The sequence below is a fragment of the Streptomyces canarius genome, assembly GCF_014650735.1.
GTDB classification, from domain to species: domain Bacteria; phylum Actinomycetota; class Actinomycetes; order Streptomycetales; family Streptomycetaceae; genus Streptomyces; species Streptomyces olivaceoviridis.
Genome location: NZ_BMVN01000038.1, coordinates 1 through 25,643, shown reverse-complemented (window position 1 = coordinate 25,643; position 25,643 = coordinate 1). Strand labels below are relative to the sequence as shown.

Here is a 25,643-nt window from a genome sequence, read left to right as displayed (position 1 = left end):
TACCGGGCGCTCACCCCGCCAGCACCCTCACGGGCAAGGCCCGCAACGCCTCCCGCAGGGCGCCCGCCAGCTCCGCGTACTCCGCGGAGCGCGCCGCGCCGGCGCGCATCGCGAACGCGACCCGGCGGCTCGGGGCGGGCTCGGCGAAGTACCCGGTCAGCAGTTGGCTGCTGCGGGTGGTCTCCAGCTTCAGCGCGGTGCGCGGGAGCAGCGTGCAGCCGAGGCCGCCGGCCACCAACTGGACCAGCGTGGACAGGCCGGCGGCCGTGGTGGTGACCGGCGCGTCCTCGCGGCCGGCCTCCCGGCAGATGTCCAGCGCCTGGTCGCGCAGGCAGTGACCCTCGTCCAGCAGGAGCAGGTTCAGCTCCTTCAGCGCCTCGCGCGGGATGCCCTCCCGGCCGCCGAGCCAGTGGTCGAGCGGGGTGACGAGCACGAAGTCCTCGTCGAAGAGGGGGAGTTCCACGACTCCGGGGACGCCGAGCGGCACGGCCAGCAACAGCAGGTCGAGCCGCCCGGAGTTCAGGCCCTCGACCAGGTTGGCGGTCTGCTCCTCGTGCACCTGGAGGTCGAGGTGCGGGTAGCGGTCGTGGACGAGCCGCAGCACGGTCGGCAGCAGGTACGGAGCCACGGTGGGGATCACCCCGAGGCGCAGCGCGCCCGTGAAGGGCGCCCGGACCGCCTCGGCCTCCTCCATCAGCGCGCCCACCGCGTCCAGCACCGCCTTGGCCCGCACGGCCAGCCGCTCCCCCGCGGGCGAGAGCAGCACCTTGCGGGTCGTACGCTCAAGGAGGGTCACACCGAGGGTCTCCTCCAGGGTCGAGACCGCACCCGACAGGGCGGGCTGGCTCATCCCGATGGCCGCCGCCGCGTCCCGGAAGTGCAGGTGCTCGGCCACGGCGGCGAACGCCCGCAGCTGCGCCAGGCTCGGCTGCCTGCGTTTGCCGTTACTCACGGTCACTGATAACAACCTCCGATCAACTCGACCGAGTGTAGCTATTTCACTAATCAATGCTCCCTGTGCCAACATCGACCACGTCCAACCCATGGGAAACACCCCAAAAGGGACGTTTCTTCGCTGCAAGGAGAGCGCGTGCTCACTGTCGGTGACAAGTTCCCCGAGTTCGAACTGACCGCCTGCGTCTCGCTGGAGAAGGGCAAGGAGTTCGAGCAGATCCACCACAAGTCCTACGAGGGCAAGTGGCTCGTGGTCTTCGCCTGGCCCAAGGACTTCACGTTCGTGTGCCCGACCGAGATCGCCGCGTTCGGGAAGCTGAACGACGAGTTCGCCGACCGCGACGCCCAGATCCTCGGCTTCTCGGGTGACTCCGAGTTCGTCCACCACGCCTGGCGCAAGGACCACCCGGACCTGACCGACCTGCCGTTCCCGATGATGGCGGACTCCAAGCACGAGCTGATGCGCGACCTCGGCATCGAGGGCGAGGACGGCTTCGCGCAGCGCGCCGTCTTCATCGTCGACCCGAACCACGAGATCCAGTTCACGATGGTCACCGCCGGTTCCGTGGGCCGGAACCCCAAGGAGGTCCTGCGGGTCCTGGACGCCCTCCAGACCGACGAGCTGTGCCCGTGCAACTGGACCAAGGGCGAGCAGACCCTCGACCCGGTCGCGCTGCTGGCTGGTGAGTGACCCGTGTCGCTCGACTCCCTGAAGTCCCGTATCCCGGACTACGCCAAGGACCTGAAGCTCAACCTGGGCTCGGTCATCGGCAACTCGGAGCTGCCGGCCCAGCAGCTGTGGGGCACGGTGCTGGCGACCGCCATCGCCTCCCGTTCCCCGATCGTGCTGCGTGAGCTGGAGCCGGAGGCGAAGGCGAACCTCTCGCCGGAGGCGTACCAGGCCGCCAAGTCGGCCGCCGCCATCATGGCGATGAACAACGTCTTCTACCGCACCCGGCACCTGCTGTCCGACCACGAGTACGGCACCCTGCGCGCGGGCCTGCGGATGAACGTCATCGGCAACCCGGGCGTGGAGAAGGTCGACTTCGAGCTCTGGTCGTTCGCGGTCTCCGCGATCAACGGCTGCGGCATGTGCCTGGACTCGCACGAGCAGGTGCTGCGCAAGGCCGGCGTGGAGCGCGAGACCGTCCAGGAGGCGTTCAAGATCGCCTCCGTGGTGCAGGCGGTCGGCGTCACCCTCGACGCCGAAGCCGTGCTGGCCGAATAGGCCGTACGTCGAGGACCCCGCTCACCCCTGGTGGGCGGGGTCCTCCGCGTTCCGGTCCACCGCCTCTTCCACCGCTTCTGCCACCGGCTCGGCGGGGGCGTGCCGCTGGACCTCCTGCGAATACTGCCGCAGGTACCCCACCACCGTGTTCGTCACCGCCACCAGGGGTACGGCCACCACCGCGCCGCCGATGCCGGCCACCATGCCGCCGGCGGCCACGGTCAGGACGACCGCCAGCGGGTGGACCCGGACCGCCCGGCCCAGGATGAACGGCTGGAGGACGTGCCCCTCGATCTGCTGGACCGCGAGGACGACGACGAGGGTCATGACGGCCGTGAAGACGCCCTGGGTGACCAGCGCCACGATCACCGCGAGCGCGCCGGAGGCGACCGCGCCGACCAGCGGGATGAACGAGAACAGGAAGATGAAGACGGCCAGCGGGACGGCCATCGGCACGTCCAGGAAGTAGATGCCGATGCCGATGAAGATGGCGTCGATGAGGGCGACCAGGACCGTGCCGCGCACATAGGCCGTCAGGGTGCGCCAGGCGCGCGGGCCGGCGCCGGCCACGCCCGGGCGGGCGGCGGCGGGCACCAGCCTCAGGAACCACTGCCAGATGCGCTTGCCGTCGTAGAGCAGGAACAGCGTCGAGAAGAACACCAGCAGGATGCCGGTGAGGGCCTCCACGATGACCTGGACGCCCTCCAGACCGGCGGACGTTATCTGGTCGGCGTTGGCTCCGATCGCCTCCCGGAGGTTCTTGGCGATCTGGTTGATCTGCTTGTCGGTGACGTGGAACGGGCTCTTCAGCAGCCAGTTGCGCAGGTCGTCGATGCCGCTCTGGATCTGGTTGGAGAGCGTGTCGATGTTCTCCATGACCTGCCAGGTCACGAACCAGCCCATCAGGCCGATGACGACGAAGCCGCTGATGGCGGTGAGCGCGGTGGCCGGGCCGCGCGGCACCCCGCGCCGGGTGAGCCGGGCGACCGTCGGCTGGAGCAGCGCGGTGACCAGCAGGGCGATGACGAAGGCGAACACCACGAGCTGGATGGCGCTGATGACCCGCATCAGCACCCAGACCGTGCCGGCCAGCACCAGCAGCCGCCAGCCCGCCTCGGCGGCGACCCGGACGCCCCACGGCACCGCTTCGGCCGGATCGGGGCGGGGACCGGACCGCGCCGCGGGCCGGCGGACGGGCACCGCCGTGGCGGCAGGCGCGTCGTCCGGCCCCGGATCGGCGGGCTCGGCGGGCTCGTCGTGTTCCTTCTCCACCTCGGCGCGGCGCTCGTCCAGGCGCTCGCTCATCTCGGTGAGACCGGCCCCCAGCCGGCCGAGCCACCCTGGCACTCGCGACATGATCCGTCCTCTTCCCCCGCGTCCCCGGGTGCTTGCCACCACTCCCCCGCTGGAGTCGTTCGGATACGACCGTACAGGGCGAAAGCCCCTCCCCTGAGGACGGGGAGGGGCTGCGCGGGGTTGAGAGAGCACCGGCGAAGGGGCTGCGCCGGCGGAGCGCTCAGTACCAGTGGTTGGCCTGCCAGAACGACCAGGCCTGGCACGGGCTGCCGTACCGGCTGTTCATGTAGTTGAGGCCCCACTTGATCTGGGTGGCCGGGTTGGTCTGCCAGTCGGCGCCGACGGAGGACATCTTGGAGCCGGGCAGGGCCTGGAAGAGACCGTAGGCACCGGAGGAGGCGTTCACCGCGCGGTAGTTCCAGCTCGACTCGTGGTCCACGATGTTGCTGAAGCACTGGAACTGGCCGCCGCCCACCATCTGGCGCGCCATCGCCTGGATCTGCGCCACGGTGTAGTTGCTCTGGACCGGGAAGCTGGAGGAGTCGCGGACGTCGGTCCCACGGCTGGCCGCGGCCTTCGCCTCGGCGCGCTCCTTCGCCTCCTTGGCCGCCTTCTCGGCGAGCTCCTTCTTGGCGATCGCGGTCTCGGCGGCGGCCTTGCGGGCCGCTTCCTCGGCGTCCTTCTTGGCGCTCACGTCCGCGGCGATGGCCTGCGCGTCGGCCTGCTGCGTCAGGGACGCGGTCTGCACCTGCGCCTGCTGACCCGCGGGTATGTCGGCGAGGAGCGTGGTGTCGGCTGCCGTCGCCTCGGCGTCGTTGGTCTGCGCGGTGCTGCCCGAGGCAACGCCGACGACGCTTCCGACAGCGGTGACCGCGGTGGCGGAGGCCACTGCGAATCCCCGGACCGAAATCCGGCTCACACGGTTTCCTTCCAGCATCGCCCGCTTCGGTGACCCTGGCGGACGCGATCGTGCCCCTGACACTGGCCTCCCAACTGCGGGGTCACGGAGGCGCGGGCCCGGTGGGCAACTCCCCCGGAGGGAGCGCCGTGTGGTGCTCGGGCGGCATACGACGAACTCTATGGAGTTGGTGGTGCTCAGGTGGCGCCGTACCGCTGGGGGTACAGCTGTGTCGTATGCGGGGCCTGACAGAAACGAGACTCTGCCGTAACCGGACGCCGCGTGGCAATTCTGCGTTGCGTGTGAAAGCTCACATCCTGTTTGGCCCTGGGGATTTCAGGAAAACTCCACGCACGAAGGCGCCGCCCGGCTAGGCTCATGGCCTTTGCCGGACGGCGCCAACAGCCGTCAGCCGCACACCAGATGCGTCAGATGTGTCCGTCCTCCAGCATTTCGGTCACAAGTGCCGCAATCTGGGACCTCTCGGAACGCGTCAGCGTGACGTGCGCGAAGAGCGGGTGCCCCTTCAGCTTCTCCACCACGGCGACCACACCGTCATAGCGGCCTACGCGCAGGTTGTCCCGCTGTGCCACGTCATGCGTGAGAACGACACGCGAATTCGCGCCGATCCGGGACAGAACAGTCAGCAGGACGTTCCTCTCCAGGGACTGCGCCTCGTCCACGATCACGAACGCGTCGTGCAGCGAGCGCCCGCGGATGTGGGTGAGCGGGAGCACCTCCAGCATCCCGCGCGCGGTGACCTCCTCGATGACCTCCCGGCTGGTGACCGCCGACAGGGTGTCGAAGACGGCCTGGGCCCACGGGCTCATCTTCTCCGCCTCGGTGCCCGGCAGATAGCCCAGCTCCTGCCCGCCGACCGCGTACAGCGGCCGGAAGACCATCACCTTCTGGTGCTGGCGGCGCTCCAGGACCGCCTCCAGGCCCGCGCACAGCGCCAGCGCCGACTTGCCGGTGCCGGCCCGGCCGCCCATCGAGACGATGCCGACGTCCGGGTCGAGCAGCAGGTCGAGGGCGATGCGCTGCTCGGCGCTACGGCCCTTGATGCCGAACGCCTCCCGGTCGCCGCGCACCAGCCGGACGTTGCCCTCGGCGGTGACCCGGCCGAGCGCCTTGCCGCGCTCGGACTGGATGGTCAGGCCGGTGTGCACGGGGAGGTCGGCCGCCTCCGGGACGTACACGTGCCCTTCCTCGAAGAGGACGTCCACCTGCTCGCCCGGCAGGGTGAGTTCGGTCATCCCGGTCCAGCCGGAGTTCTCCGTGATGGCCAGTTCGGCCCGGTACTCCTCGGCGAGCAGGCCGACCGAGGACGCCTTGATCCTGAGCGGCAGGTCCTTCGACACGACGGTGACGTCGAACCCCTCGGCCTGGAGGTTCCTGGCCACCGCGAGGATGCGCGAGTCGTTGTCCCCCAGGCGGTAGCCGGTGGGCAGCACGCTGGGGTCCGAGTGGTTGAGCTCGACCCGGACCGTCCCGCCCAGTTCCCCGATCGGGATGGGGGCGTCGAGGCGACCGTGCTTCACCCGGTAGTCGTCCAGCAGGCGCAGCGCCTGGCGGGCGAAGTAGCCGAGCTCCGGATGGTGCCGCTTGGCCTCCAGCTCCGTGACCACCACGATGGGGAGCACGACCTCGTGCTCGTCGAAGCGGGCCAGGGCGTTCGGGTCGGCCAGCAGGACGCTGGTGTCGAGAACATACGTGCGCCGGTCGGGCTTGTGGCGCTTTGTGCTGGTCACCACGGAAGGACGTACCCCCTCGGATGAGGTCGGGGAGCGACGAAGTGATGCTGGACCGGTGTCCGGCCCCCGCGCACGGCGGGCCGTGAACCGGCCCTCCGCGGCTGCTTCCGTGCGGCGACCGCACGGTCGGGCTGGTGCAAAGGGCCTCCCGGGCGGGCGACCCCGTGCCGCCCGCTGAGATCCGACGCCCGTGGTTCGGGCGTCGACCTGCTTGGTCTATGCCCTCGATGATGCGCGGCCATGCAAATGCGGCCACCAGCGCGCCGGTGAACTCCTCGTTACGTTCCCGCCAATCGGGGTAAACGACAACGCCCCGTCACCGAGCGGCGACGGGGCGGGGCCGGCGGGTCAGCCGCCGTAGCGGCGGTGACGTGCGGCGTAGTCGCGCAGGGCGCGCAGGAAGTCGACCTTCCGGAAGGCCGGCCAGAAGACCTCGCAGAAGTAGTACTCCGAATGAGCGGTCTGCCAGAGCATGAATCCGGACAGCCGCTGTTCCCCGCTGGTGCGGATCACCAGGTCCGGGTCGGGCTGGGCGCCGGTGTACAGGTGACGGCCGATCATGTCGATGTCCACGGACTCGGCGAGGTCCTCCATGGACACACCCTTGTCCTGCGCGTCGAGCAGCATGGAGCGCACGGCGTCGGCGATCTCCTGCCGGCCGCCGTAACCGATGGCCACGTTGACGAGTATCCCGTCGATGTGGGCGGTGGCCTCCTCGGCCTCCTTCAGGGCCGTCTGCATCTGCGCGGGCAGCAGGTCCATCGTGCCGACGTGGTGCACCCGCCAGCGGCCGTCGGCGGCGAGGGTGCGGACGACGTCCTCGATGATGCCGAGCAGGGGGACGAGTTCCTCCTGCGGCCGGTCGAAGTTGTCGGTGGACAGCAGCCACAGGGTGACGACCTCGACGTCGGTCTCGGTGCACCAGCCGAGGAACTCCTCGATCTTCTCGGCACCGGCCCGGTGCCCGTGGACGGTGCTGGAGCCGGACGCCTTCGCCCAGCGGCGGTTGCCGTCCATGATGACGCCGATGTGCTTGGGCACCTGAGCGTGGTCCAGGTGGCCTTCCACCCGGCGTGCGTAGAGCCTGACGAGCAGACCGCGCAGCTTGTCGCGCAGGTTCACGTGACCCTCCGGGGGTTGGGCGCGGGGGATGGGGTGCCGGAGCCGTTGAGCCTACCGCTGCTCGGGGGTTGGTCATGGCCCGCCCCGTCAGTGGGGACGGCGGACCGGGGCCGTGAGGTTCCCGGAGCGGGCCCCCCTGGCGGGCTTCCCCGAGCGGGTTCCCGTGGCGCGTTCCCTGAACGGGTTCCCGGAGCGGGGAAGAAAAACGGGCCGGTCCGTGGGGGGGGGGAGACGGACCGGCCCGAGGGGGGGTTTCCACCATAACCCTTCGTGAGGGATGGTGGGCGCATCGGCGGGCCACAACTACTCTCCGGAATCATCCGGCGACGCCCCGGTGGTCGCGGAATGCGAGATTCATGGGGGCTTCATGGCCAGTTCACAGCGGAATTCCAGGGAAATCCGGTCGGATACGAATGGATTCGTAAGGATTAGGCCATCTTGGGGTTCATTGGCGAGTTGCCCCAGGTCCCCCCGGACGGGCGACGCCGTCGGCGAAGGGTGGACTTGACGCCTCCGCTACGCCCCCGAGCCGGGACCGCACGGCTCCACGGCACCGCGCAGCCCCCTCCACTGCGCGGTACCGCCCGCGCAGCTTTGCTCACGCGAATAACCTTGGTCTGAACTTACGTGATCGAGGCGACCGATGTGAACCACGCTCGATAACGATGTGGAAACCCCGGGCGAACTCCGGTCGGACTACGGCCGACGACCCGGCTTGCGTACGTCGAAGAGGTGCCGGGCGCTGTGCGCGACGAACGGCCCCTCCCGCTCGATCCGTTCGTGCAGCGCGCGCAGCCGCGGCTCGTACGCCTCGACCGTGAAGTCCGGGACCATCCACACCACCTTGCGCAGGAAGTGGACGACGGCGGCGATGTCGTGGAACTCCATCCGCAGCCGCTCCGCCCGCACCCCGGTCACCTCCAGGCCCGCCGCCTCGGCGTCGGCCCGCTCCCGCTCGGGGTCACGGCCGGCGCGCGTCTCCTCCGGCTGCGGCCCGAGGAAGTACTCGACCAGCTCGAAGACGCTGCTCGGCCCCACGTGCTGGGCGAAGTACGTCCCGCCGGGCCGCAGCACCCGGGCGATCTCCGCCCAGTACGGCCGCACCGGGTGCCGGCTGAGCACCAGGTCGAACGCGCCGTCCGCGAACGGCAGCGGTGCGTCGTCCGGGGAGGCGACCACCACGACGCCCCGGGGCCGCAGCAGGGCGGTGGCCTTCGCCACGTTCGGCGGCCACCCCTCGGTGGCCGCGACCAGCACCGGCCGGGCGGGCTCGGCCCGGCTCAGCGCGAAGTCCAGCACCTCCCCGCCGCCGGTCTGGACGTCCAGCACGGCCTCGGCGCCGGCCAGCCGCTCCCCCGCCGACCGGGCATACCCCCACGACGGCCGCTCCTCCGTGGCCCGGCCCTCGAACCACGAGAAGTCCCACCCCTCGGTCGGTACGGCGGCACCCTCGGCCACGAGGTCCTCGAAGGAACGCTGCGGAGTCATACGGCCATGATCCCAGCGGGACCCCCGCCGGGTCCCGCTGTTTTTCCGCACCCCGGGCCGGGACCGCTCTCAGCTCTGCCCGGACGGCGCCGTGAGGACCAGCATGACGTGCTCGTCCGTCCCGTGGCGGACCGTGCCGGTCCGCTCGAAGCCGTGCCTCTCCAGGAGCCGCACGGAGGCGGTGTTGCCGGCGAAGGGGTCCGCGTACAGCGGACGCACCGGCTCCAGCTCCAGGAACCGGCCGAGCGCGCGCGTCCCGATCCCGCGGCCCCAGTACGGCCGCCCGAGCCAGTAGCCGACGAACCGCCGCCCGTCCTGCGTCCAGGACACGACGCTCCCGGCGGCCTCCCCGCCGACGGTGACCGTCCGCACCAGGCAGTCGGGGTCACCGAGCACCCGCTCCCGCCAGTGCCGGAAGAAGGCGTCCCGCGGCCGGGGGGTGAACCTCGACCGCCGGACGGCTTCGGGGTCGTGCTCGTAGGCGAAGAGGGCCTCCAGGTCCTGGTCCGTGACGGCCCGCAGACCCACGGGGAGATCCGGGTCGGGCGCGGCGGTCTCGCGGTCACCGGTCTTGTCCAGCTCGCGTCGGTCGGTCATGCAGGGCAGTGTGACACCCGCCACTGACAACGCCTCTGACCTGCGGCGACTCCCTGTCCCGCGCCGTCCGCTCAGGGCACCAGCGGGCGGACCTCCCGCGCGGCGAAGCGCACGAAGCCCTCCGGGTCGGGCTCGTCCGCCGTCGGCTGGAGGACGACGGTGTCCGCACCGGCCCCGGCCAGCCGCCGTACCGCCTCGGCGACCGCGCCCGCGTCGCCGGCGACCCCCACGTCCGCCCCCGCCTCCACCCCCTCGGCGGCGAGTTCGGCGCGCAGCCGGGCGTCGGCACCGGCGCCCGTGGCGGCCAGCAGATAGACCACGATCCGGTGCGAACCGTCACGTCCGGCCGCCCGCCGCCCCTCCTCGACGAGCTTCCTGGCCCGCCGTACGCCGTCCGCCGAGGTGGTGGCGGTGAGCAGGGTGCCGTCGGCCTTCTCGCCGGAGAGCCGGAGCGTACGGGGTCCGGTGGCGCCCGCGAGGACGTCGACCGGGCGCCCCGGGGGCCAGTCGAGGGCGACGTCGTCCAATCGGACGTACCGCCCGCGCACGCTGAGGCGCTCCCCGCGCAGCAGGGCGCGCAGGGCGTCGAGATGTTCACCGAGGAGGCCCAGCGGGGAGGCGGCCCGCGCGCCCACCTGGCCCATCCAGTCCTGCACCCCGTGCCCCACGGTCAGGATGGCCCGGCCGGGGAACATGCGCTCCAGCGAGGCGGCCTCCATGGCGGTGACGGCCACGTTCCTGAGCGGCACGGGCAGCAGTCCGATGCCGACCCGCACCCGCTCGGTCCAGGCGAGCGCGGCGGCGGCCGTGGACACCCCGCCCTCCAGGAAGCAGTCCTCCCACAGCCACAGTTCTTCGAGCCCCACGTCATCAGCGAGGCGGGCGACGGCCCGCAGCCGCTCGGGAGGAAGCTGGGGGCGGAATACGACACCGAGTCCTGTCATGGAGCCCTTCCTAGTGGGGAGGACGGCAAAGGACAACGCGTTTGTGTGGCCGGGCGAGTTGACGACACGGGTGGCTGGGCGTGGGAGGTAGGGGCATGGGGCGGCGCTGGCGGGACGGACGGGGACGGCTGATCGTGCGGGCGGGCTCGGGCGGGGGGCAGGCCGCCGTCCCCGTCCCCCTGGAGATCGCGGCCTCCTACCGGGCGCGGACGAAGGGGCTCCTGGGCCGGGACACGGTCGACGGGGCGCTGCTGCTGTCGCCGGCCAGTGGGGTGCACACGTTCGGGATGCGGATCCCGATCGACGTCGCCTACCTGGACCGCCGCCTGACCGTCATCGCCGTCCGCACGATGCGCCCCGGCCGCCTGGGCCTGCCGCGCCCGCGGGCACGGCACGTACTGGAGGCGGAGGCGGGGGCGATGGCGGGGTGGGGGCTGCGGCCGGGAGCGCGGGTGGAGGTGGAGACGGAGACGGGGGTGGACCCGGGGTGCTAGCCGGGTGCCGCCTCACTGCCGGACACGGGGGAAGGACACCTCCACCCGGCGGTTCTTCTTCCGGCCGGCCTCGGTGGAGTTGTCGGCGATCGGGTACTGCTCGCCGTAGCCGCGGACGTCGAAGGTGATGGACGGGGCGTTCAGGTCCTGGTCCAGTACGGCCTGTACGGCGTTGGCGCGCTGTTTGGAGAGGGTGTCGCCGTGGGCGGAGGAGCCGAGGTTGTCGGTGAAGCCGAAGACGCGGACCTGGGTCGCGTTCTGCTTCCTGATCTCCTCGGCGATGCCGGCGATACGGGCCTTCGCCTCCGCGCCGAGCTTGGCGCTGTCCTTGTCGAACAGCACTTCGGCCTGGAGGGCGAAGGTCACGTCGGCGTTGGTGTCCTCGCGCCGTTCGTCCCCGCTCTGGTCCTCCACGACCGACTTGATGTCCAACACCTTGGCCTCGGCCAGCGTGGCCCCTTCCGGAAGCTTCAGATCCGGATCCGTGGGGTCGACCTTCACCGGGGCGGCGGCGGAGGGTTCGGTACCGGGGGGTTCACTGGGACCGGTGTCGTCCGCGATCGCGGGGGTGGCGGGCAGATTCACGACGAACAACAGAACAGCGGCCGTGAGGGCGATCCGGGACGCGGTGATCACTTGGGCCTCACCCGGAGATCTTGACGGAAGCACTGGCGAAGGTGGGCAGTTGAAGGGTCACCTCGGTGGTGTTGGGGGGTGGGGAGGGGAATTGCATGAACACCGGCAGGGACTGTCCCCCCTGGAGAGTGCCGAGGCCCGTCGTGGTGAGGGGGCGGCCCTCTGTGTCGCGTAGTACGTAGTAGCGCTTTTTCCCCTTGGGGTCGACGAGGGTGGCGCCGCCCAGGGACAGACCGTGCTTGACGATCTCCGTTTCATCGCCGCTCATCTGCGGCGGCACGACTACGGATTTCGCTCCGTCGTTCTTCAGGTCGCCGTTCACCGTGACGAAGCCGCCCGAGTCACGCTGCACCGAAGTGATCTGGAGAAGCAGTCCCTCAGTACCCTTGAGCTCGGCCAAAGGAGCCGTGGACTCTCCTTCTTGCGTACTCGGGTCCGATCCCCCGCCCTTGGAGACGGAAGTCGACGCGTGAGGCTTCTTGGCATCGTCCCCGCTACCACCGCAGCCGGTGACACCGACGGTGAAGCCGACCACGAGGGTCAGTGCGATCACGCCCTTACGGGCCATCGCGGTGCACCGAATGCTCATCGCTCCGCTTCCTTCTTCCCTCGTCGTTCGCATGTCAGTCGGCCAGGTGGACGTCGAAGAGGTCTTCGGGCTTGGGCAGCCCTGCCGGGTCGTTCGGCTCCAGCTCCCATACCTTGCCGTCACAGTCGAGTTCAGGCAGCTTGTCGTCTTCCGCGTCGCCACCCAATGGCTTGAATGTACAGAGCGGCTGGATCTCGGCCGTGGCAGAAGCCGTCGACTTGATGTTTTCTGTTGTAGGCACAACGGAATCACCAACGGATTTGTTGGTCGTGACTTCCGCCTTGTACTTGCGATGCGCGAGCGGGTAGCAGTGATCGAGATGCGCATCGTTCTGTGCGGCGAGTTGTTCGGCACGCCCGCACGGGTCGGCTATGTCCGCGTCTCCGTCGAAGATGTCCTGCCATTTGGTGGGATCCGCCACGTCCTTCACCCACTGGCCCGCGAGTTGATCACGTACGTCCTGAGCCGCTGCCAGGGCTGCCGCATCAGCCGCAGTCTGTGCGCCGCTTCGGTTCACCGCGGCTTGGCCGACCGCGAGATAGGCGAACGCAAGAAAGAGCAGGCCCGCCACCACCGTGATGTAGATGGGGAAGGCCTGCCCGTCATCCCGCTGCCTCTGAAAAGGCATCAAGTAATTTCGTTGATCTTTGAAAGAATCTTTTGCAGGATCGACTGACCGATGCTGGTACCCGTAACCGCCAGCACGATCGCCACAACCACCGCGATGATCCCGAGGTACTCGACGGCGGTCTGTCCCTTGTCGTCGGTGCGGCGCTGCATCGCCACCATCAACTTCAGCATCCAGTCGCTCATGACGCTCCCCTCCGGCTTCGCTTCGGCTTCCGGAAACGTAAAGCTCGGAGCAGCCCCCGCCAGAGGGCCCCAGGGCCCAACCCCAGGCCCATTCGGGGTGGGGGGTTGTTTTCCGTCGTGGCATGTCAGGCCACCCCCAGCCACTTCGCCGTCGCCTGGGACCTCGTCGTGCTGTGGAGCTTGGCGAAGATGCGGTTGATGTGGTTCTTGACCGTCTTCTCGCTGATGAAGCAGGCGGCGGCGATCTGCTGGTTGGTCATGCCGGACGCGATGAGGTCCATGATCTCCGCCTCCCTGCTGCTCAGCCGGAACCGTGACCGGAACGACTGTCCCACAGATGGTTGCAGTTGCGAAAGGGTTTGGGGGGATAAAGATGGCTCAGTGACGGGTAGTTGTGCGGGCTCGTGTGCAGGTGCATCCCCTCGCAGCTCCGACAGCAACGCCCTCGCCGCCCCCGGCGTCACATGCGGGCGCCCCTCCCGTACGTCCCGTACCGCCCTCACCAACTGCTCCGTCGTGAACTCGCCGTGCACCAGGTATCCCCCCGCCCCCAGCCGCAGCGCCTCCCGCACGGTCTCCGTCTCGTGGCTGTAGGTGAGCATCATGACGGGGGCCAGCCCCACCAGGTGGGGCAACGCCGAGATTCCGTCGACTCCGGGCATGCGGACGTCGAGGAGGATGACGTCCGGCCGGTGCCGGACCGCCGCCTCGTACGCCTCCCGCCCGTCCCTCGCCTCCGCCACCACCGTGGTGTCCGGGTGACCCGAGAGCAGGGCCGTCAGACCGGCGCGGACGACGGGGTTGTCGTCGGCGACCAGCAGCCGCAGCGGCGGGGACGCCGGCGCCGGCGGCGGGAACGGCTGTGATGGTCGTCCGGGGCGCATGTGCCTCCTCTCAGGCATGTCGGGATCCGGTTGGCGCTGTCGGCAACGGGACCTCCAGGCGGACCTCCGTGCCTCGCTCGTGGTGGCCCCTTCCGATGCGGATCCGGGCGCCGGCCTGCGCTGCCCGCTCGACCATGCCGAGCAGGCCGAAGTGGCCCGAACCACGCAGCTCTTCGAGTGTGGTGCCCGGCGGGAGGCCCCTGCCGTCGTCGCGGACCGTGACGCGGAGCAGGTGGCCGTCGACCGCCGCCCGTACGTCCACGCGGGTCGCGGACGCGTGCCGGTGGGCGTTCTCCAGTGCCTCCGTGACGATGGAGAGGACGTGGCGGGCCAGGGGGGCCGGGAGAGCGGGGAGCGCGGGGAGGCCGGTCCCGTCCCTCGCCCCGCCGTCCTCGTCGCTCGCCCCGCCGTCGCCCTCGCGCGCCCCGCCGTCCCCCTCCCGCCCTTCCCAGCCGCACGTGACCTCCAGGCCCGTGCGTCTCGTGAAGTCCGTCGCCCGGTGTGCCAGTTCCCGCCAGAGCGGGATGCCGTCCGGCGCGTCCGGCCGGTCCCGGCGCAGGTCCGTCAGCAGTTCCCGGGACTCCGCCGCCGCCCTGCGCGCCGAGCGGGACACCAGTTCCGCCTGTTCCCTGATGCGGGCCGGGTCGGGGGCCGCGGCCGACGCCGTGGCCGCCAGGCCGTCCGCCGCCAGGGCGACGCCGTACAGGGTCTTGGCCACGGAGTCGTGCATCTCGCGGGCCAGCCGGGCGCGTTCCGCGCTCACCGCCTCCGCCGCCGCGAGACGGGCCTGGACCGTCGTCAGGGCCTGGGTCGCGGCGCCGAAGCGGAGCATCAGGTTGCGCAGGGTCGAGCCCATGGCACCGGCGATGACGCAGAGGCCGGGGAGGAGGAGGGCCTCGGCGACGGGCGCGTGGCGGTCGGCCTTCAGCGTGGCGTGGACCAGGAGCAGGATCAGGGACTGGAGCGAGGCGAAGCAGGCGGCGCCGCGCCAGCCGTAGACCAGGCCGGCCAGGAGCGGGGTGCAGACGCTGACGTAGGCGAGGGTGGTGTCCGGGCCGGCCGAGATGAGGAGGAAGGAGCCGAAGAGGGTGTCGGCGGCCAGGAGGCTGGGGTGGCGCAGCAGGAGGGGGCCGAAGCGTTCCCAGTCGCGGAAGAGGACGTAGGACACCATGAAGGTGACGACCACGGCCGCGCCGACCAGGCGGGCCCCCAGACCGGGGGCCGCGTTGAGCAGGGCGGCGGGGGCCGACAGGACGATCATCGCCAGGCGGAAGCCGAAGACCTGGCGGCACATGGCCTGGAGGGCACGGATCTGGAGCTTCTCGGAGGGCTCGGCCGGGGGCGCCGCCGTCACCGTGGCCGCTGCCGACGGGTGCGGTGGGACCTCCGCCTCGGCACCGGCCGCCCCCGGATCCCGCTTCGACCCGGCCGCCCCCGGATCCCGCCTCCGCCCGACCGCCCGCAGCCACGCCCCGGCCCGCGCCAGCCCCGCGTGCACGCCCCGGCCCGTACGCCCCCTCAGCACCGTCGAGCCCGTCACCGTCACGGCCGTCCTCACTCCCCCGTGAGCGAGCCGAAGTCCACGCCGGAGCCGAGGAGCAGGCCCGCGCCCAGCAGGAGCATCGTCGCCGGGACCATGAACGTGGTGATCATCAGCGTGGCCTTCGGCACCGCCCGCGCGGCCTTGCGGCGGGCGTTCTGGGCGTCGGTGCGGCGCATGTCCTTCGCCAGGGAGACCAGCGTGTCCACGATGGGCGCGCCCAGTTCCTCGCCCTGCTGCAACGCCGTGACGAACATGGCCACCTGCTCGGAGTCGTTGCGCCGCCGCAGCTCCGCGAAGGCCTCGCGGCGGCTCATGCCGAGGTCCATCTGGCGCAGGGTGATGCGCAGTTCGTCGGCCCACGGTCCCTCGTAGCGGGAGGCGACCCGGTCCAGGGCCTGCCGGAAGCCGAGCCCCGCGCTGACCACGACGGCGAGGACGTCGAGGAAGTCCGGCAGGGTGCGCTCGATGACGTCCTTGCGGACCCGGATCGCCGACCAGAGGCCGACCTCCGTCCAGAACGCGCCGAACAGGAGGAGCAGGACGGCCACGAACCACTGGCCGCGCAGGAGGAACACCAGGAAGCCGACGCCGCCGAGGGCGCCGTAGACCGCGCGGCGGGCGGCGTAGCGGTCGATGGTCAGGCCGCCGGGGTTGCCCGCGAGGTCGATCTTCCGGCGGTACCTGGCCACCAGGCGCGGGCCCATCAGGCGCAGCACGGCGGGGGCGTAGCGCATGCCCATGCGGTCGACGACCGAGCCGACCGCGCCGGTGCGGGTGGCGCCGACCTCCAGGGCGACGGCGAGGTCGCCGGGGAGCCGGGCGTCCGCGCGGTACATGCGGATGCCGGCGAAGACGCCCCAGACGCCGAGGCCCATCAGCAGGGCGAGCAGGTATGCCATCGGGTCACCTCCCTCAGACGTCGATCCGGCTCATGCGGCGGATGAGGACGAAGCCGACGGTGTACATGGCGAACGCGACGATCACGCACGCCTGGCCGACCGGTGAGCCGGTCATGCGGTCCAGCGCGCCGTCCTTGACCCCGTTCATCAGGAACAACGCGCCGACCCCGAGGACGGGCACGGCGTACGACGTCATGGTCACCTGGGAGAGCTGGGTGCGGATCTCGCGCCGGGTCTCCTTGCGCTCCTCCAGCGTCTCGGTCAGGTTGCGGAGCGCGGAGACCACCTGGCCGCCCGCCCGGTTCGACAGGACCAGCGTGGTGACGAGCACGACCAGTTCACGGGAGGGGAGGCGGTCGGCCAGCTCGCCGAGGGCGTCGTCCAGGGAGTGGCCGACGGCCAGCTGGTCGGCGACCTTGGCCAGTTCCTCGCCGGCCGGGGCCTCCAGCTCCTCCGCCGCCATGCCGATCGCGGTGCGCAGGGCGAGGCCGGCCTGGGTCGCGTTGGCCAGGATGCGGGCCAGTTCCGGGAGTTGGTTGATGAAGCGTTCGATGCGCTTCTGCCGCTGCCAGTTGAGGAACTGGACCGCCGCCCAGACGCCCAGCAGGCCCGCGAGCGGTCCGAAGAACGGGGCCAGGGTGGCCTGGCCGATCAGCCAGAGCGCGGCCACCGTCGCGAGCACGGCGGCGAAGAACTCCCCCGGTGTGACGTCCAGGCCGGTGGCCGCCAGGCGCCGCTCCAGCCAGCGGCCGAGGCGGGTGCGGCGCAGCCGCCGGTCCAGGTCGCGGAAGCGGCGTGTGCGGCCGGTCGCGGGCGGCGCGCCGGTGTGCGCGAGGCGGTCCACGAGGGCGGCGCGCCGGGCCCGGCCGGAGGCGTAGGCGTGCACGCCGGCCACCGCCAGGACGCAGGTCAGCAGCGTCACACCGGTGGTGAGCTGGACGAGGGTGTGCAGTTCCATGGTCCTGGGTCCTACCTGGCTTCTCGGGTGGCGAGCTGGTCGGCGGAGCGGGCGACGCCGAAGGCCTGCGGGACGGGCTGGCTCGCCATGTAGAGGCGGTCGGCGGTACGGCGGGGCAGCGGGAAGTACCGGAAGTCGCCGTACACGCGGCCGTCCGGGGTCATGGGCCGGGCGTCGAAGCGCGCCACGGTCGCCAGCCGGTACGGCTCCCCGCCGTGGCTGTCGAGCAGTGCGATCTCGGTGATCCGGCGGGCGCCGTCGGCGAACCGGGTGAGCTGGACGATGACGTCGACCGCGCTGTTGATCTGGTCGTGCAGGGCGACGAAGGGCACCTCGACGTCGGACATGGAGGCCAGGGTCTGCAACCGGGTCAGCGCGTCCTCGGCACTGTTGGCGTGCACGGTCGCCAGCGAGCCGTCGTGGCCCGTGGACATCGCCTGGAGCATGTCGAGGGACTCGCCGCCGCGGACCTCGCCGACCACGATGCGGTCGGGGCGCATCCGCAGGGAGTTGCGGACCAGGTCCCGGATGGTGACCTGGCCCTTGCCCTCCACGTTCGGCGGGCGGGCCTCCAGGCGGACCACATGGGTCTGCTGGAGCTGGAGTTCGGCGGAGTCCTCGATGGTGATGATGCGCTCGTGCGCCGGGATCAGCCCGGACAGGGCGTTCAGCAGCGTGGTCTTCCCGGTGCCGGTCGCGCCGGAGACGATGATGTTGAACTTCGCCTGCACCAGGCCCGCCAGCAGGTACACCATGTGCTCGTCCAGCGAGCCGAAGCCGATCAGCTCCTGGAGGGTGAAGGAGCGCGGGAAGCGGCGGATGGTGAGGATGGGGCCGGTCAGGGACAGCGGCGGGATGATGACGTTGACCCGCTCGCCGGAGGGCAGGCGGGCGTCCACCATCGGGTTCGACTCGTCCACGCGGCGGTTGACCGTCGACACGATCCGCTCGATGGTCTGCATGAGCTGGTCGGCGGAGACGAACCGGAGGGGGAGCTGTTCGACCCGGCCGCCGCGCTCCACGAAGATGGCGTCCGGGCCGTTGACCATGATCTCCGTGATCGACGCGTCCTCCAGCAGCGGCTCCAGGATGCCGAGGCCCAGCGCCTCGTCCACGACCCGGCGGATCAGCTGGGAGCGCTCGACCGTCGACAGCACCGGGCCCTCGCGGCTGATGATGTGCCCGAGCACCCGCTCCAGCCGCGCCCGGCGTTCGGCGGCGGCCAGCGCACTCATCTCCGCGAGGTCGATCTCCTCCAGCAGCTTGGCCCGGTAGGAGGCGACGAGGTGCCCGTCCTCGCCCCGGCTGCCGTGCTCCTCCGGGGTGCTGATGCGTGCCCGCAGACTCATGGGGTCGCCTCTCCTCGGTCAGTGGTCGAGCGGCATGGTGGCGGACTTGGTGGCGGAGCCGAGGTCCCAGACGATGGTGGGGATGTGGACGGTCGCGGTGACGGTGACCGAGTCACCCCCCGGGGCGGAGGAGCAGGACACCTTCAGGCCGCCGCTCACCGCGTCGGCGCAGGCCTGGGCGTACGACTGGTCAAGCGAGGCCGCCCGCGCCCCCGCTCTGGCCGCCGTACCGGCCTGCTCGGCGGCGTAGGCGACGGCGCCGAGCTGGATTCCGGCCAGCCCGACGATCAGCAGCACCGGGATGAACCCCAGGTACTCGATGGCGACCTGGCCCCGGTCGCGTCCCGGGCGGTACGGCATCTCAGTCCTTCACCTCCTCGACGGCGCCGGCGTGGCCGTGCACGGTGGCGGGGAAGGAGATCACGCCCGGGAAGAGGACCGGGACCTTGAGGGAGACATCGGCCGTGACGTAGCCGGACGCGCTGCACTGCACCGACGCGTCCCCCTTCCACGCTCCCGACAGGTGCTTCATCCCCGCCTCCGTGCACGCGGCCTGGCGCGCGCCTCCCCGTGGTGCGGCCGTTCCCGCCCGCACCGCCTCGTCGGCAGCATTCCCGGCGAGCGTGAAGGTGTATCCCACGAGCACGGCCTGCCACATGAGCACCAGCGTCAGGACGATCAGCGGGGTCATGCCCAGGAACTCGACGCTCACCTGTCCCCGGTCCCCGTCCGGCCTTCTCATCAGGGGTTCACTCCTTCCGCCGCCGCAGGCTCACGGAACCGCGTCCGCTCCCGCGGTGGGAGGCTCCCTCCGCGGCCTTCACCAGCCCCAGCTCGCCCGCGAGCCCCCACAGCGCCTGTTTGACCGTGCTCCTGGCGTCGAGTTCGTGGACCCGCCCGGCGTCCACGACGCCTTGCAGCTCCTTGAAGTTGGCGGGGACGGCCGTACGCGCCAGCGCCGTCCCGGTGATGCGCTGCACCAGCGCGGGCTGGATCTCCGTACTGCGCGTGTGCCGGTTGACGACCACGGTCGTCTCCTCGGCCTTGCGGATCTGGAGCCGGTCCCACATCCGTACGGTCCGTTTGGCGGCGCGTACGGCGATGACGTCCGGGGTGGTGACGAGCAGCGCGGTGTCGGCCATCTCGACGGCCGCCGCGCCGGCCCCGCTGAGCTGGGCGCCGCAGTCGACGACGACGACCTCGTAGCGGGAGCGCAGGGCGCTGACGAGCTGGCGGGTGGCGCGGTCGGTGACCTCCTCGCCGCGTTCGCCCTCGCCGGGCGCGAGGAGCAGGGCGAGCCCGGTGTCGTGGCGGAAGACGGCGTCGGCGAGGACGCGGGGCGAGATGTCGGTGATGGCGGCCAGGTCGGCCACCGACCGGCGGAACTGGATGTCCAGGTAGGAGGCGATGTCGCCGGTCTGGAGGTCGAGGTCGACCAGGGCGGTGGCGCGGCCGGAGGCCTGGGCGGCGAGGGCGAGCTGGATGGCGGTCAGTGTCGCGCCCACCCCTCCCTTGGCGCCGCTGACGGTGACGACGGTGCCGCCGGCCCCGGCGAGCACCTCGGCGCCGTGCCCGAGGTGCCGTCGTACCCCCGTCGACCACTGGGCGACGGCCTGCACGCGGTTGGCGAGCTCCTCGTACGACAGCGGGAGCGCGACCAGGCCGCGGGCGCCGGAGTCCATGGCTGCGGCGAACAGGCCGGGGCTCGCGTCGGTGGTGACGAGGATGACGCCGACGGCCGGGAAGCGCAGGGCGACCTCGCGGATCAGTTCCAGGGCCGGGACCGGGCCGATCCGTTCGTGGACGACCACGACCTCGGGCAGTTCGTCGACCGACTCGGCGGCGAGCCGGGCGAGGGTGTCGACCAGTTGGGTGGAGTCGGTCACCGGGGGCTGCGGCTCGGCGTCGGGGAGCTGGCTGAGCAGGGTGGTGAGGGAGCGGACGGCGTCCGGGTCCGCGCCGGCCGGGAGGATCCTGGTGGGCATGGCCGCCTCTCACTTGTCCGTCGCGAGTTCGTAGGTGCGGTCCTTGTCGGGGACGCTGGTCTCGCTGCCGGGGGCCACGAGCGCGAGCCGGACGCGCTGGGCGAAGGACTCGGCGTAGGTGACGCGCTGGGCGTCGATGGTGGACAGCGCGAAGGTGATGGGGACGGCCTCGGTGGGCTGCCGGTCCTTGTCGCGGTCGGGTTCGAGGGCGGTGATCCGGCCGACGTCGATGACGCGGGCGTTGGTCACGATGATCTTCGACTGGTCGGGGTCGCCCTCCTTCTTTCCCTCGAAGGTGGCATAGACGTTGACCCGCGACCCCGGGGTGATCTTGCCCGCCACGCCGGTCGCCGCGTCGATCATGATGGCGACCTCCTGCTGGCCGGGCTGGAGGGCGGGCCGGTCCACGATCATGTCGGTCTGGAGCAGGGAGCCGGCGTGCAGGGTGGTCACGGCGATCTTGCCGCGGATCTGCCGGAGGTCGGTGACGGCGTTGCCGGACAGCCACCGCTTCGGCATCTCGATCTTCTCGAACTGGCCCGTGTCCAGGGCGGTGTACGGCTTCACCTCGGACCTGACCCGGTAGGCGGCGACCTCGGGCCCGACCTTGGAGTTCGCGTCGTGGATGACGGAGAGCACGCCGGCGAACGCGCCCAGCGCGCACAGGACCGACAGGATCAGGAGTATCACGCCGCGGCGCTGACGGGAGTTCATGAACCGTGCAACCTCATTGGGGGAATCGGTCGAGCGGGACGGGTCAGGTTCGCGCAGGTCAGGCGGGCGTTCGCTGTTCCAGGGCGCGGGGTGTCCCGTACGCGGGCGGGATGGCGGAGCAGAAGACGCAGCGGTCGCCGATGACGTCCAGGCCGCACCAGTGACAGCTGGTCTGCCGTACGGAGGTGACCAGTTGGTAGAGCACGGACAGGTCGGCGAGGTAGCCGCAGAACTCGACCACGCGGCCGGTCCCCCACCACACCGGGGACTCGGCGGGCAGCGGGACCTCGCGCAGCCCGTGCACACCCCACCGGGTGCCGAGCCCGGCGGCCCAGTCGCTCTGCAACTGGCCCTTGGCGACCAGCATCCAGGTGCTGAACTCGGGCCCCTTGAGCACGGCGTCGGGGGCCACCTTGACGAGCTGGGGCTCGGGGTGGGCGAGGACGGCGAACTGGCTGCCCGGCATCCAGGACCTGGCGTGCGCCTTGAGGCCGACGGGGACCCGGTCCAGCTTGGCGACGGAGCCGAGGACGGCGCCGGCGTGGATGTAGTGGGTGAGCAGCCGGCCGGCGGAGGCGAGGACGCCCGGACTCAGGTCGCAGGAGGCGAGCTGGCGCAGCTGCCGGGCCAGGACGGCGATGCCGAGGGGCGGAAGCTCCGGCCGGAACAGGGCGATGCGGTCGCTCTCCAGCAGCGAGCGCAGGGTGTGGAGCCGCCGTACGACCGGCTCCGGGGTGGCCTGTGAGCAGACGACGACCACATAGCCGTACTGCTCGGTGAGGGTGTTGACTTCGGTGAGGGCCTGGTCCAGCGGCTTGTGGTCGAGGCCGGCCAGCACGACGGCGGGCATGGTCCGCTCGTCCTGCGCCGGCAGCGCCATGTCGGCACTGGTCACGGCAATGGCAGTTGGCACGCGCAGCTCCCCGCTCTTCACACCCGCCCGGCCCACCGGTGTCACTCCCGTGCGCCAGGACGACTTCATTGCGTGACTACCTGAGCACTGTATCCACGGGCGTATGGCCGGAGAACAGCGTTTGTGAAGCCGGTGTGGAACTCTCCCGTAGCAAGTCCCGCCAAACCTGGACAGGTTGAGCCGCCGATCGAAGACGGTTTTGGTCTGGACCTCTTGACACCCGGATTGGTCTGGACCAACTTAAGGGCGCAAGCGGTGGCCACCGCCCCTCTCCTCCCCTCACCGCCCACTCCCCACGGAGGCTCCAGTGGACCGCGCACCAGGCACACCCAGACCCCGCGGACGGCGGCTCGCGGCATGGTCCGCCGCCACCGCCCTGGCCCTCTCGGTCGCGGGCCTCGCCACGGCCGGCCCCGCGTCCGCCGCGGACGTCAACAACGTGAAGAACGCGGGCTTCGAGTCGGGCCTGGCCAACTGGACGTGTACGGCCGGCAGCGGCACGACGGTCACGTCCCCGGTGCACGGGGGCACAGCGGCCCTGAAGGCGACCCCGGCCGGCCAGGACAACGCCCAGTGCACCCAGGCGGTCGCGGTCAAGCCGAACTCGACGTACACGCTGAGCGCGTGGGTCCAGGGCGGCTACTCCTACCTGGGCGTGACGGGCACCGGCACGACGGACGTCTCGACCTGGACCCCCGACTCGGCCTCCTGGAAGCAGTTGTCTACGACGTTCACGACGGGCTCGTCCACGACCTCGGTCACGGTCTACACCCACGGCTGGTACGGCCAGGCGGCCTACTACGCCGACGACCTCTCGGTCTACGGCCCCGACGGCGGCGGAGGCGGCGACCCGGCCCCGACGGTCCCGGCGGCCCCGGCCGGCCTCTCCGTGACCGGTACGACGTCCTCCGCGGTCTCCCTGTCCTGGTCGGCGGTGTCGGGCGCGACGGGCTACAACGTCTACCGGAACGGCACGAAGGTCACCGCCGTGACCGGCACGTCCGCGACGGTGACCGGCCTCACCGCGTCCACGTCGTACTCCTTCCAGGTCACGGCGACCAACGCGGCCGGCGAGTCGGCCAAGTCCGCGACGGTGACGGGCACGACGGCCTCCGGCACGGGCGGCGGAGGCGGCGGCTCCCTGCCCAAGCACGCGGTGACCGGCTACTGGCAGAACTTCAACAACGGCGCCACGGTCCAGAAGCTCTCGGACGTCCCGTCGTCCTACGACATCATCGCGGTGGCCTTCGCCGACGCCACGTCGACCCCGGGAGCCGTCTCCTTCACCCTGGACTCCGCCGGCCTGAACGGCTACACCGTCGACCAGTTCAAGGCCGACATCAAGGCCAAGCAGGCGGCCGGCAAGAAGGTCGTCATCTCGGTCGGCGGCGAGAAGGGCTCGGTGTCGGTCAACGACGCGTCCTCGGCCGCCAACTTCGCCAACTCGGTCTACTCCCTGATGCAGACGTACGGCTTCGACGGCGTCGACATCGACCTGGAGAACGGCCTGAACGCGACCTACATGACGCAGGCGCTGCGCTCGCTGTCGTCCAAGGCGGGCTCCTCGCTGATCATCACGATGGCCCCCCAGACGATCGACATGCAGTCCACGTCGAACACGTACTTCCAGACGGCCCTGAACATCAAGGACATCCTGACGGTCGTCAACACGCAGTACTACAACAGCGGCTCCATGCTCGGCTGCGACGGCAAGGTCTACAGCCAGGGCACGGTCGACTTCCTGACGGCCCTCGCCTGCATCCAGCTGGAGGGCGGTCTCTCCCCGTCCCAGGTCGGCCTCGGCGTCCCCGCCTCCACCCGCGCGGCGGGCAGCGGCTACGTCTCCCCGACGGTGGTCGACAACGCCCTGGACTGCCTGACGGCGGCCACGAACTGCGGCACCTTCAAGCCGTCCAAGACGTACCCCGCGCTCCGGGGCGCCATGACCTGGTCCACGAACTGGGACGCGACGGCGGGCAACGCATGGTCGAACACGGTCGGACCCCACGTCCACGCACTCCCGTGACGTGACCTTGGGCTCCACCCAGCGCCCGGGCCTTTGGGTCCGGGCGCTGTGCTGTGCGGCGGGACGGCCGGACTTGATCGGTCAGTCGGGCATCGCGTTGCGACTGCCGTCAGGCACTGTGACGATCCCGTCCATGGTTGAGGACGGGGGGCGTATACGCAGGTCACGGCTGTACGACTACACGGACATGGCCGTACCCGGCCCACCGGGGACCACGGACGCCCCTGAGCGGGAACGCCACCGGTTCGCCGTGCTGCTCGGCGAGTTCCGGCGTACCGCGGTGCTCGTACCGGTGGACCAGGGTGGCGCGCCCCTCACGGCGGATTTCGGTGGTGTGCGCTGGTTCATGTGGGACGAGGCCCGCAAGGACCCCTCCGAGTTCGGCGGACGCCTGCTGCCCCAGCTCGTCGGCACGGACGGCCTCGGCGTGGGGGAAGACGGCCCGGGACCGGGTGAACGAGGACCCGCAGCAGCCCTCCCGTACCGGCGAGGCGGTGGAGAGCAAGGGCACCGACCCGATCGACCTCGCCACGGGCAAGATGTACCTGCCCCAGACGGACGTCACCCTCCCCGGCACACTCCCCCTGCTCCTGACCCGGCGCGTCGAGTCGGGCTACCACCTGGGCCGCTGGTTCGGCCCCTCCTGGTCCTCCACCCTGGACCAGCGCCTGGAGATCGACGCGGAGGGAGTCGTCCACATCACGGAGGACGGCCTCCTGCTGTCCTACCCCCACCCCGCCCCCGGCCTGCCCACCCTGCCCAGCCACGGCCCCCGCCTCCCCCTGGCCCGCGTGGACGACGACTACACCATCACCGACCCCCGAACCCACCGCACCTGGCACTTCGCCGACCAAGGCCCCGGCCTCGCGGTCCTCGAACAGGTCGACGACCGCAACGGCAACTGGATCACCGTCGAGTACGACACCGTGGGCACCCCGCTGGGCGTCCACACGAGCGGTGGCCAGGGTGTCCGCATCACGACGGAATCCGGCCGCGTCACGGCGTATCACCTGACCGCGACCGGCGAGGAACTGAGGCGCTTCGGCTACACGGACGGCAACCTCACGGAGGTCGTCAACTCCTCCGGCCTGCCGCTCCGCTTCACGTACGACGAGGCCGGCCGCGTCACCTCCTGGACGGACACGAACGACCGCAGTTACACGTACGAGTACGACGACCAGGACCGCTGCGTCGCGGAAGGCGGCTCGGCGGGTCACATGGCGCTGCGCCTGACGTACGGCGACCCGGACGCGGCAACGGGCCTGAGGACGACGACGGCTACGACGGCCGAGGGCCACACACGACGCTACTTGGTGAACGACGCCTGGCAGGTGGTGGCGGAGACCGACCCACTGGGCGCGACGACCCACCACCGCCGGGACCGCTAGAACCGCCTGCTGTCCACGACGGACCCCCTGGGCCACACGACGACGTTCGAGTACGACGAGCCGGGCAACCTCACACGGGTGGTCCGTCCGGACGGCCGCGAGGCGCGGGCGGAGTACAACGGCCTCGGCCTGCCGCTGAAGGTCGTGAACCCGGACGGCACGGTGATCCGC

The 25,643-nt window shown here is 71.0% G+C and carries 26 protein-coding genes and 1 pseudogene; 5 read left to right on the top strand and 22 right to left on the bottom strand.

Annotated elements, in window-relative coordinates:
- Positions 1 to 10: 10 nt before the first annotated feature.
- Positions 11 to 958 carry a LysR substrate-binding domain-containing protein gene (locus IE294_RS35500; RefSeq protein WP_189893068.1) on the bottom strand — a complete coding sequence of 316 codons (948 nt, stop codon included), beginning with the start codon at positions 956 to 958 and terminating at the stop codon, positions 11 to 13.
- Positions 959 to 1,090: 132 nt separating this feature from the next.
- Here IE294_RS35500 and IE294_RS35495 point away from each other — a divergent pair, with 132 nt between their 5' ends.
- Both IE294_RS35495 and IE294_RS35490 read left to right on the top strand, forming a co-directional pair.
- Positions 1,091 to 1,645 (top strand): peroxiredoxin, encoded by a 555-nt coding sequence (locus IE294_RS35495; RefSeq protein WP_014674690.1) that lies wholly within the window; start codon positions 1,091 to 1,093, stop codon positions 1,643 to 1,645.
- Positions 1,646 to 1,648: 3 nt separating this feature from the next.
- A complete protein-coding gene (locus IE294_RS35490) occupies positions 1,649 to 2,182 on the top strand; it encodes an alkyl hydroperoxide reductase (RefSeq protein ID WP_014674689.1) in 534 nt (177 codons plus the stop codon).
- 21 nt (positions 2,183 to 2,203) lie between these two features.
- Here IE294_RS35490 and IE294_RS35485 read toward each other — a convergent pair whose 3' ends face one another.
- The 7 genes from IE294_RS35485 to IE294_RS35455 form a co-directional block, all read right to left on the bottom strand.
- A complete protein-coding gene (locus IE294_RS35485) occupies positions 2,204 to 3,538 on the bottom strand; it encodes an AI-2E family transporter (protein WP_189893066.1) in 1,335 nt (444 codons plus the stop codon).
- A 160-nt stretch (positions 3,539 to 3,698) separates the two neighbouring features.
- Positions 3,699 to 4,397: an aggregation-promoting factor C-terminal-like domain-containing protein gene (locus tag IE294_RS35480; RefSeq protein ID WP_449340735.1), complete on the bottom strand. Its 699-nt coding sequence runs from the start codon at positions 4,395 to 4,397 to the stop codon at positions 3,699 to 3,701.
- 407 nt (positions 4,398 to 4,804) lie between these two features.
- A complete protein-coding gene (gene phoH2, locus IE294_RS35475) occupies positions 4,805 to 6,130 on the bottom strand; it encodes an RNA 5'-3' helicase PhoH2 (RefSeq protein ID WP_189893062.1) in 1,326 nt (441 codons plus the stop codon).
- 348 nt (positions 6,131 to 6,478) lie between these two features.
- Positions 6,479 to 7,252 (bottom strand): isoprenyl transferase, encoded by a 774-nt coding sequence (locus IE294_RS35470; RefSeq protein ID WP_014674685.1) that lies wholly within the window; start codon positions 7,250 to 7,252, stop codon positions 6,479 to 6,481.
- 696 nt (positions 7,253 to 7,948) lie between these two features.
- On the bottom strand, positions 7,949 to 8,740 hold the full coding sequence (locus tag IE294_RS35465) for a class I SAM-dependent methyltransferase (RefSeq protein ID WP_189893060.1): 792 nt from the start codon (positions 8,738 to 8,740) through the stop codon (positions 7,949 to 7,951).
- Between the two features lie 69 nt (positions 8,741 to 8,809).
- The gene (locus tag IE294_RS35460) at positions 8,810 to 9,337 is read right to left on the bottom strand and encodes a GNAT family N-acetyltransferase (protein WP_229917632.1); all 528 of its coding nucleotides are present in this window, start codon (positions 9,335 to 9,337) and stop codon (positions 8,810 to 8,812) included.
- A 71-nt stretch (positions 9,338 to 9,408) separates the two neighbouring features.
- Complete coding sequence (locus IE294_RS35455; protein WP_268252832.1) at positions 9,409 to 10,317, bottom strand: LLM class flavin-dependent oxidoreductase; 909 nt, start codon at positions 10,315 to 10,317, stop codon at positions 9,409 to 9,411.
- A gap of 59 nt (positions 10,318 to 10,376) precedes the next feature.
- Between IE294_RS35455 and IE294_RS35450 the strand changes: the two genes are divergently transcribed.
- Positions 10,377 to 10,775, top strand: a complete 399-nt coding sequence (locus IE294_RS35450; RefSeq protein ID WP_189893057.1) for a DUF192 domain-containing protein — start codon at positions 10,377 to 10,379, stop codon at positions 10,773 to 10,775.
- Between the two features lie 12 nt (positions 10,776 to 10,787).
- On the opposite strand, the gene IE294_RS35445 is transcribed toward IE294_RS35450, so the two are convergent.
- The 14 genes from IE294_RS35445 to IE294_RS35380 all read right to left on the bottom strand — a co-directional run bounded on the left by IE294_RS35445 (position 10,788) and on the right by IE294_RS35380 (position 22,025).
- Positions 10,788 to 11,411 carry an OmpA family protein gene (locus tag IE294_RS35445; RefSeq protein WP_189893054.1) on the bottom strand — a complete coding sequence of 208 codons (624 nt, stop codon included), beginning with the start codon at positions 11,409 to 11,411 and terminating at the stop codon, positions 10,788 to 10,790.
- A gap of 7 nt (positions 11,412 to 11,418) precedes the next feature.
- A complete protein-coding gene (locus tag IE294_RS35440; protein ID WP_189893052.1) occupies positions 11,419 to 12,000 on the bottom strand; it encodes a hypothetical protein in 582 nt (193 codons plus the stop codon).
- A gap of 34 nt (positions 12,001 to 12,034) precedes the next feature.
- Positions 12,035 to 12,628, bottom strand: a complete 594-nt coding sequence (locus IE294_RS35435) for a pilus assembly protein TadG-related protein (RefSeq protein ID WP_189893050.1) — start codon at positions 12,626 to 12,628, stop codon at positions 12,035 to 12,037.
- Positions 12,628 to 12,813 (bottom strand): membrane protein, encoded by a 186-nt coding sequence (locus IE294_RS35430; RefSeq protein WP_014674677.1) that lies wholly within the window; start codon positions 12,811 to 12,813, stop codon positions 12,628 to 12,630. The genes IE294_RS35435 and IE294_RS35430 overlap by 1 nt, the downstream gene beginning before the upstream one ends.
- A 125-nt stretch (positions 12,814 to 12,938) precedes the next feature.
- Positions 12,939 to 13,697, bottom strand: a complete 759-nt coding sequence (locus tag IE294_RS35425; protein WP_189893048.1) for a response regulator — start codon at positions 13,695 to 13,697, stop codon at positions 12,939 to 12,941.
- Positions 13,698 to 13,707: 10 nt separating this feature from the next.
- Positions 13,708 to 15,243 (bottom strand): sensor histidine kinase, encoded by a 1,536-nt coding sequence (locus tag IE294_RS35420; RefSeq protein WP_189893046.1) that lies wholly within the window; start codon positions 15,241 to 15,243, stop codon positions 13,708 to 13,710.
- Positions 15,244 to 15,251: 8 nt separating this feature from the next.
- Positions 15,252 to 16,139, bottom strand: coding sequence for a DUF5936 domain-containing protein (locus IE294_RS35415; protein WP_014674674.1), 888 nt, complete (start codon positions 16,137 to 16,139; stop codon positions 15,252 to 15,254).
- Between the two features lie 13 nt (positions 16,140 to 16,152).
- On the bottom strand, positions 16,153 to 17,097 hold the full coding sequence (locus IE294_RS35410) for a type II secretion system F family protein (RefSeq protein WP_189893044.1): 945 nt from the start codon (positions 17,095 to 17,097) through the stop codon (positions 16,153 to 16,155).
- Between the two features lie 11 nt (positions 17,098 to 17,108).
- Entirely contained in the window at positions 17,109 to 18,446 is a 1,338-nt protein-coding gene (locus IE294_RS35405; protein ID WP_189893042.1) for a TadA family conjugal transfer-associated ATPase, read from the bottom strand.
- A gap of 18 nt (positions 18,447 to 18,464) precedes the next feature.
- Entirely contained in the window at positions 18,465 to 18,806 is a 342-nt protein-coding gene (locus IE294_RS35400) for a TadE/TadG family type IV pilus assembly protein (RefSeq protein ID WP_014674671.1), read from the bottom strand.
- Between the two features lies 1 nt (position 18,807).
- Positions 18,808 to 19,188 carry a TadE family protein gene (locus IE294_RS35395; RefSeq protein ID WP_189893041.1) on the bottom strand — a complete coding sequence of 127 codons (381 nt, stop codon included), beginning with the start codon at positions 19,186 to 19,188 and terminating at the stop codon, positions 18,808 to 18,810.
- 7 nt (positions 19,189 to 19,195) lie between these two features.
- Positions 19,196 to 20,431, bottom strand: a complete 1,236-nt coding sequence (locus IE294_RS35390; RefSeq protein WP_189893039.1) for a CpaE/TadZ family protein — start codon at positions 20,429 to 20,431, stop codon at positions 19,196 to 19,198.
- A gap of 9 nt (positions 20,432 to 20,440) precedes the next feature.
- Positions 20,441 to 21,145 carry a Flp pilus assembly protein CpaB gene (gene cpaB, locus IE294_RS35385; protein WP_189893036.1) on the bottom strand — a complete coding sequence of 235 codons (705 nt, stop codon included), beginning with the start codon at positions 21,143 to 21,145 and terminating at the stop codon, positions 20,441 to 20,443.
- 58 nt (positions 21,146 to 21,203) lie between these two features.
- Positions 21,204 to 22,025 carry a hypothetical protein gene (locus IE294_RS35380; RefSeq protein WP_373315902.1) on the bottom strand — a complete coding sequence of 274 codons (822 nt, stop codon included), beginning with the start codon at positions 22,023 to 22,025 and terminating at the stop codon, positions 21,204 to 21,206.
- Positions 22,026 to 22,365: 340 nt separating this feature from the next.
- Here IE294_RS35380 and IE294_RS35375 point away from each other — a divergent pair, with 340 nt between their 5' ends.
- Positions 22,366 to 24,084: a chitinase gene (locus IE294_RS35375; RefSeq protein ID WP_189893032.1), complete on the top strand. Its 1,719-nt coding sequence runs from the start codon at positions 22,366 to 22,368 to the stop codon at positions 24,082 to 24,084.
- 346 nt (positions 24,085 to 24,430) lie between these two features.
- Positions 24,431 to 25,643, top strand: a pseudogene (locus tag IE294_RS35370) (DUF6531 domain-containing protein); the annotation flags it as partial.

What these genes read in the sequence shown, in the direction of transcription:
- IE294_RS35485 (WP_189893066.1), bottom strand. Translation starts at nt 3,538, where the DNA reads ATGTCGCGAGTGCCAGGGTGGCTCGGCCGGCTGGGGGCCGGTCTCACC.
- IE294_RS35465 (WP_189893060.1), bottom strand. Translation starts at nt 8,740, where the DNA reads ATGACTCCGCAGCGTTCCTTCGAGGACCTCGTGGCCGAGGGTGCCGCC.
- IE294_RS35460 (WP_229917632.1), bottom strand. Translation starts at nt 9,337, where the DNA reads ATGACCGACCGACGCGAGCTGGACAAGACCGGTGACCGCGAGACCGCC.
- IE294_RS35450 (WP_189893057.1), top strand. Translation starts at nt 10,377, where the DNA reads ATGGGGCGGCGCTGGCGGGACGGACGGGGACGGCTGATCGTGCGGGCG.
- IE294_RS35440 (WP_189893052.1), bottom strand. Translation starts at nt 12,000, where the DNA reads ATGAGCATTCGGTGCACCGCGATGGCCCGTAAGGGCGTGATCGCACTG.
- IE294_RS35435 (WP_189893050.1), bottom strand. Translation starts at nt 12,628, where the DNA reads ATGCCTTTTCAGAGGCAGCGGGATGACGGGCAGGCCTTCCCCATCTAC.
- IE294_RS35430 (WP_014674677.1), bottom strand. Translation starts at nt 12,813, where the DNA reads ATGAGCGACTGGATGCTGAAGTTGATGGTGGCGATGCAGCGCCGCACC.
- IE294_RS35425 (WP_189893048.1), bottom strand. Translation starts at nt 13,697, where the DNA reads ATGCGCCCCGGACGACCATCACAGCCGTTCCCGCCGCCGGCGCCGGCG.
- IE294_RS35415 (WP_014674674.1), bottom strand. Translation starts at nt 16,139, where the DNA reads ATGGCATACCTGCTCGCCCTGCTGATGGGCCTCGGCGTCTGGGGCGTC.
- IE294_RS35410 (WP_189893044.1), bottom strand. Translation starts at nt 17,097, where the DNA reads ATGGAACTGCACACCCTCGTCCAGCTCACCACCGGTGTGACGCTGCTG.
- IE294_RS35405 (WP_189893042.1), bottom strand. Translation starts at nt 18,446, where the DNA reads ATGAGTCTGCGGGCACGCATCAGCACCCCGGAGGAGCACGGCAGCCGG.
- IE294_RS35400 (WP_014674671.1), bottom strand. Translation starts at nt 18,806, where the DNA reads ATGCCGTACCGCCCGGGACGCGACCGGGGCCAGGTCGCCATCGAGTAC.
- IE294_RS35395 (WP_189893041.1), bottom strand. Translation starts at nt 19,188, where the DNA reads ATGAGAAGGCCGGACGGGGACCGGGGACAGGTGAGCGTCGAGTTCCTG.
- IE294_RS35390 (WP_189893039.1), bottom strand. Translation starts at nt 20,431, where the DNA reads ATGCCCACCAGGATCCTCCCGGCCGGCGCGGACCCGGACGCCGTCCGC.
- cpaB (WP_189893036.1), bottom strand. Translation starts at nt 21,145, where the DNA reads ATGAACTCCCGTCAGCGCCGCGGCGTGATACTCCTGATCCTGTCGGTC.
- IE294_RS35380 (WP_373315902.1), bottom strand. Translation starts at nt 22,025, where the DNA reads ATGGCGCTGCCGGCGCAGGACGAGCGGACCATGCCCGCCGTCGTGCTG.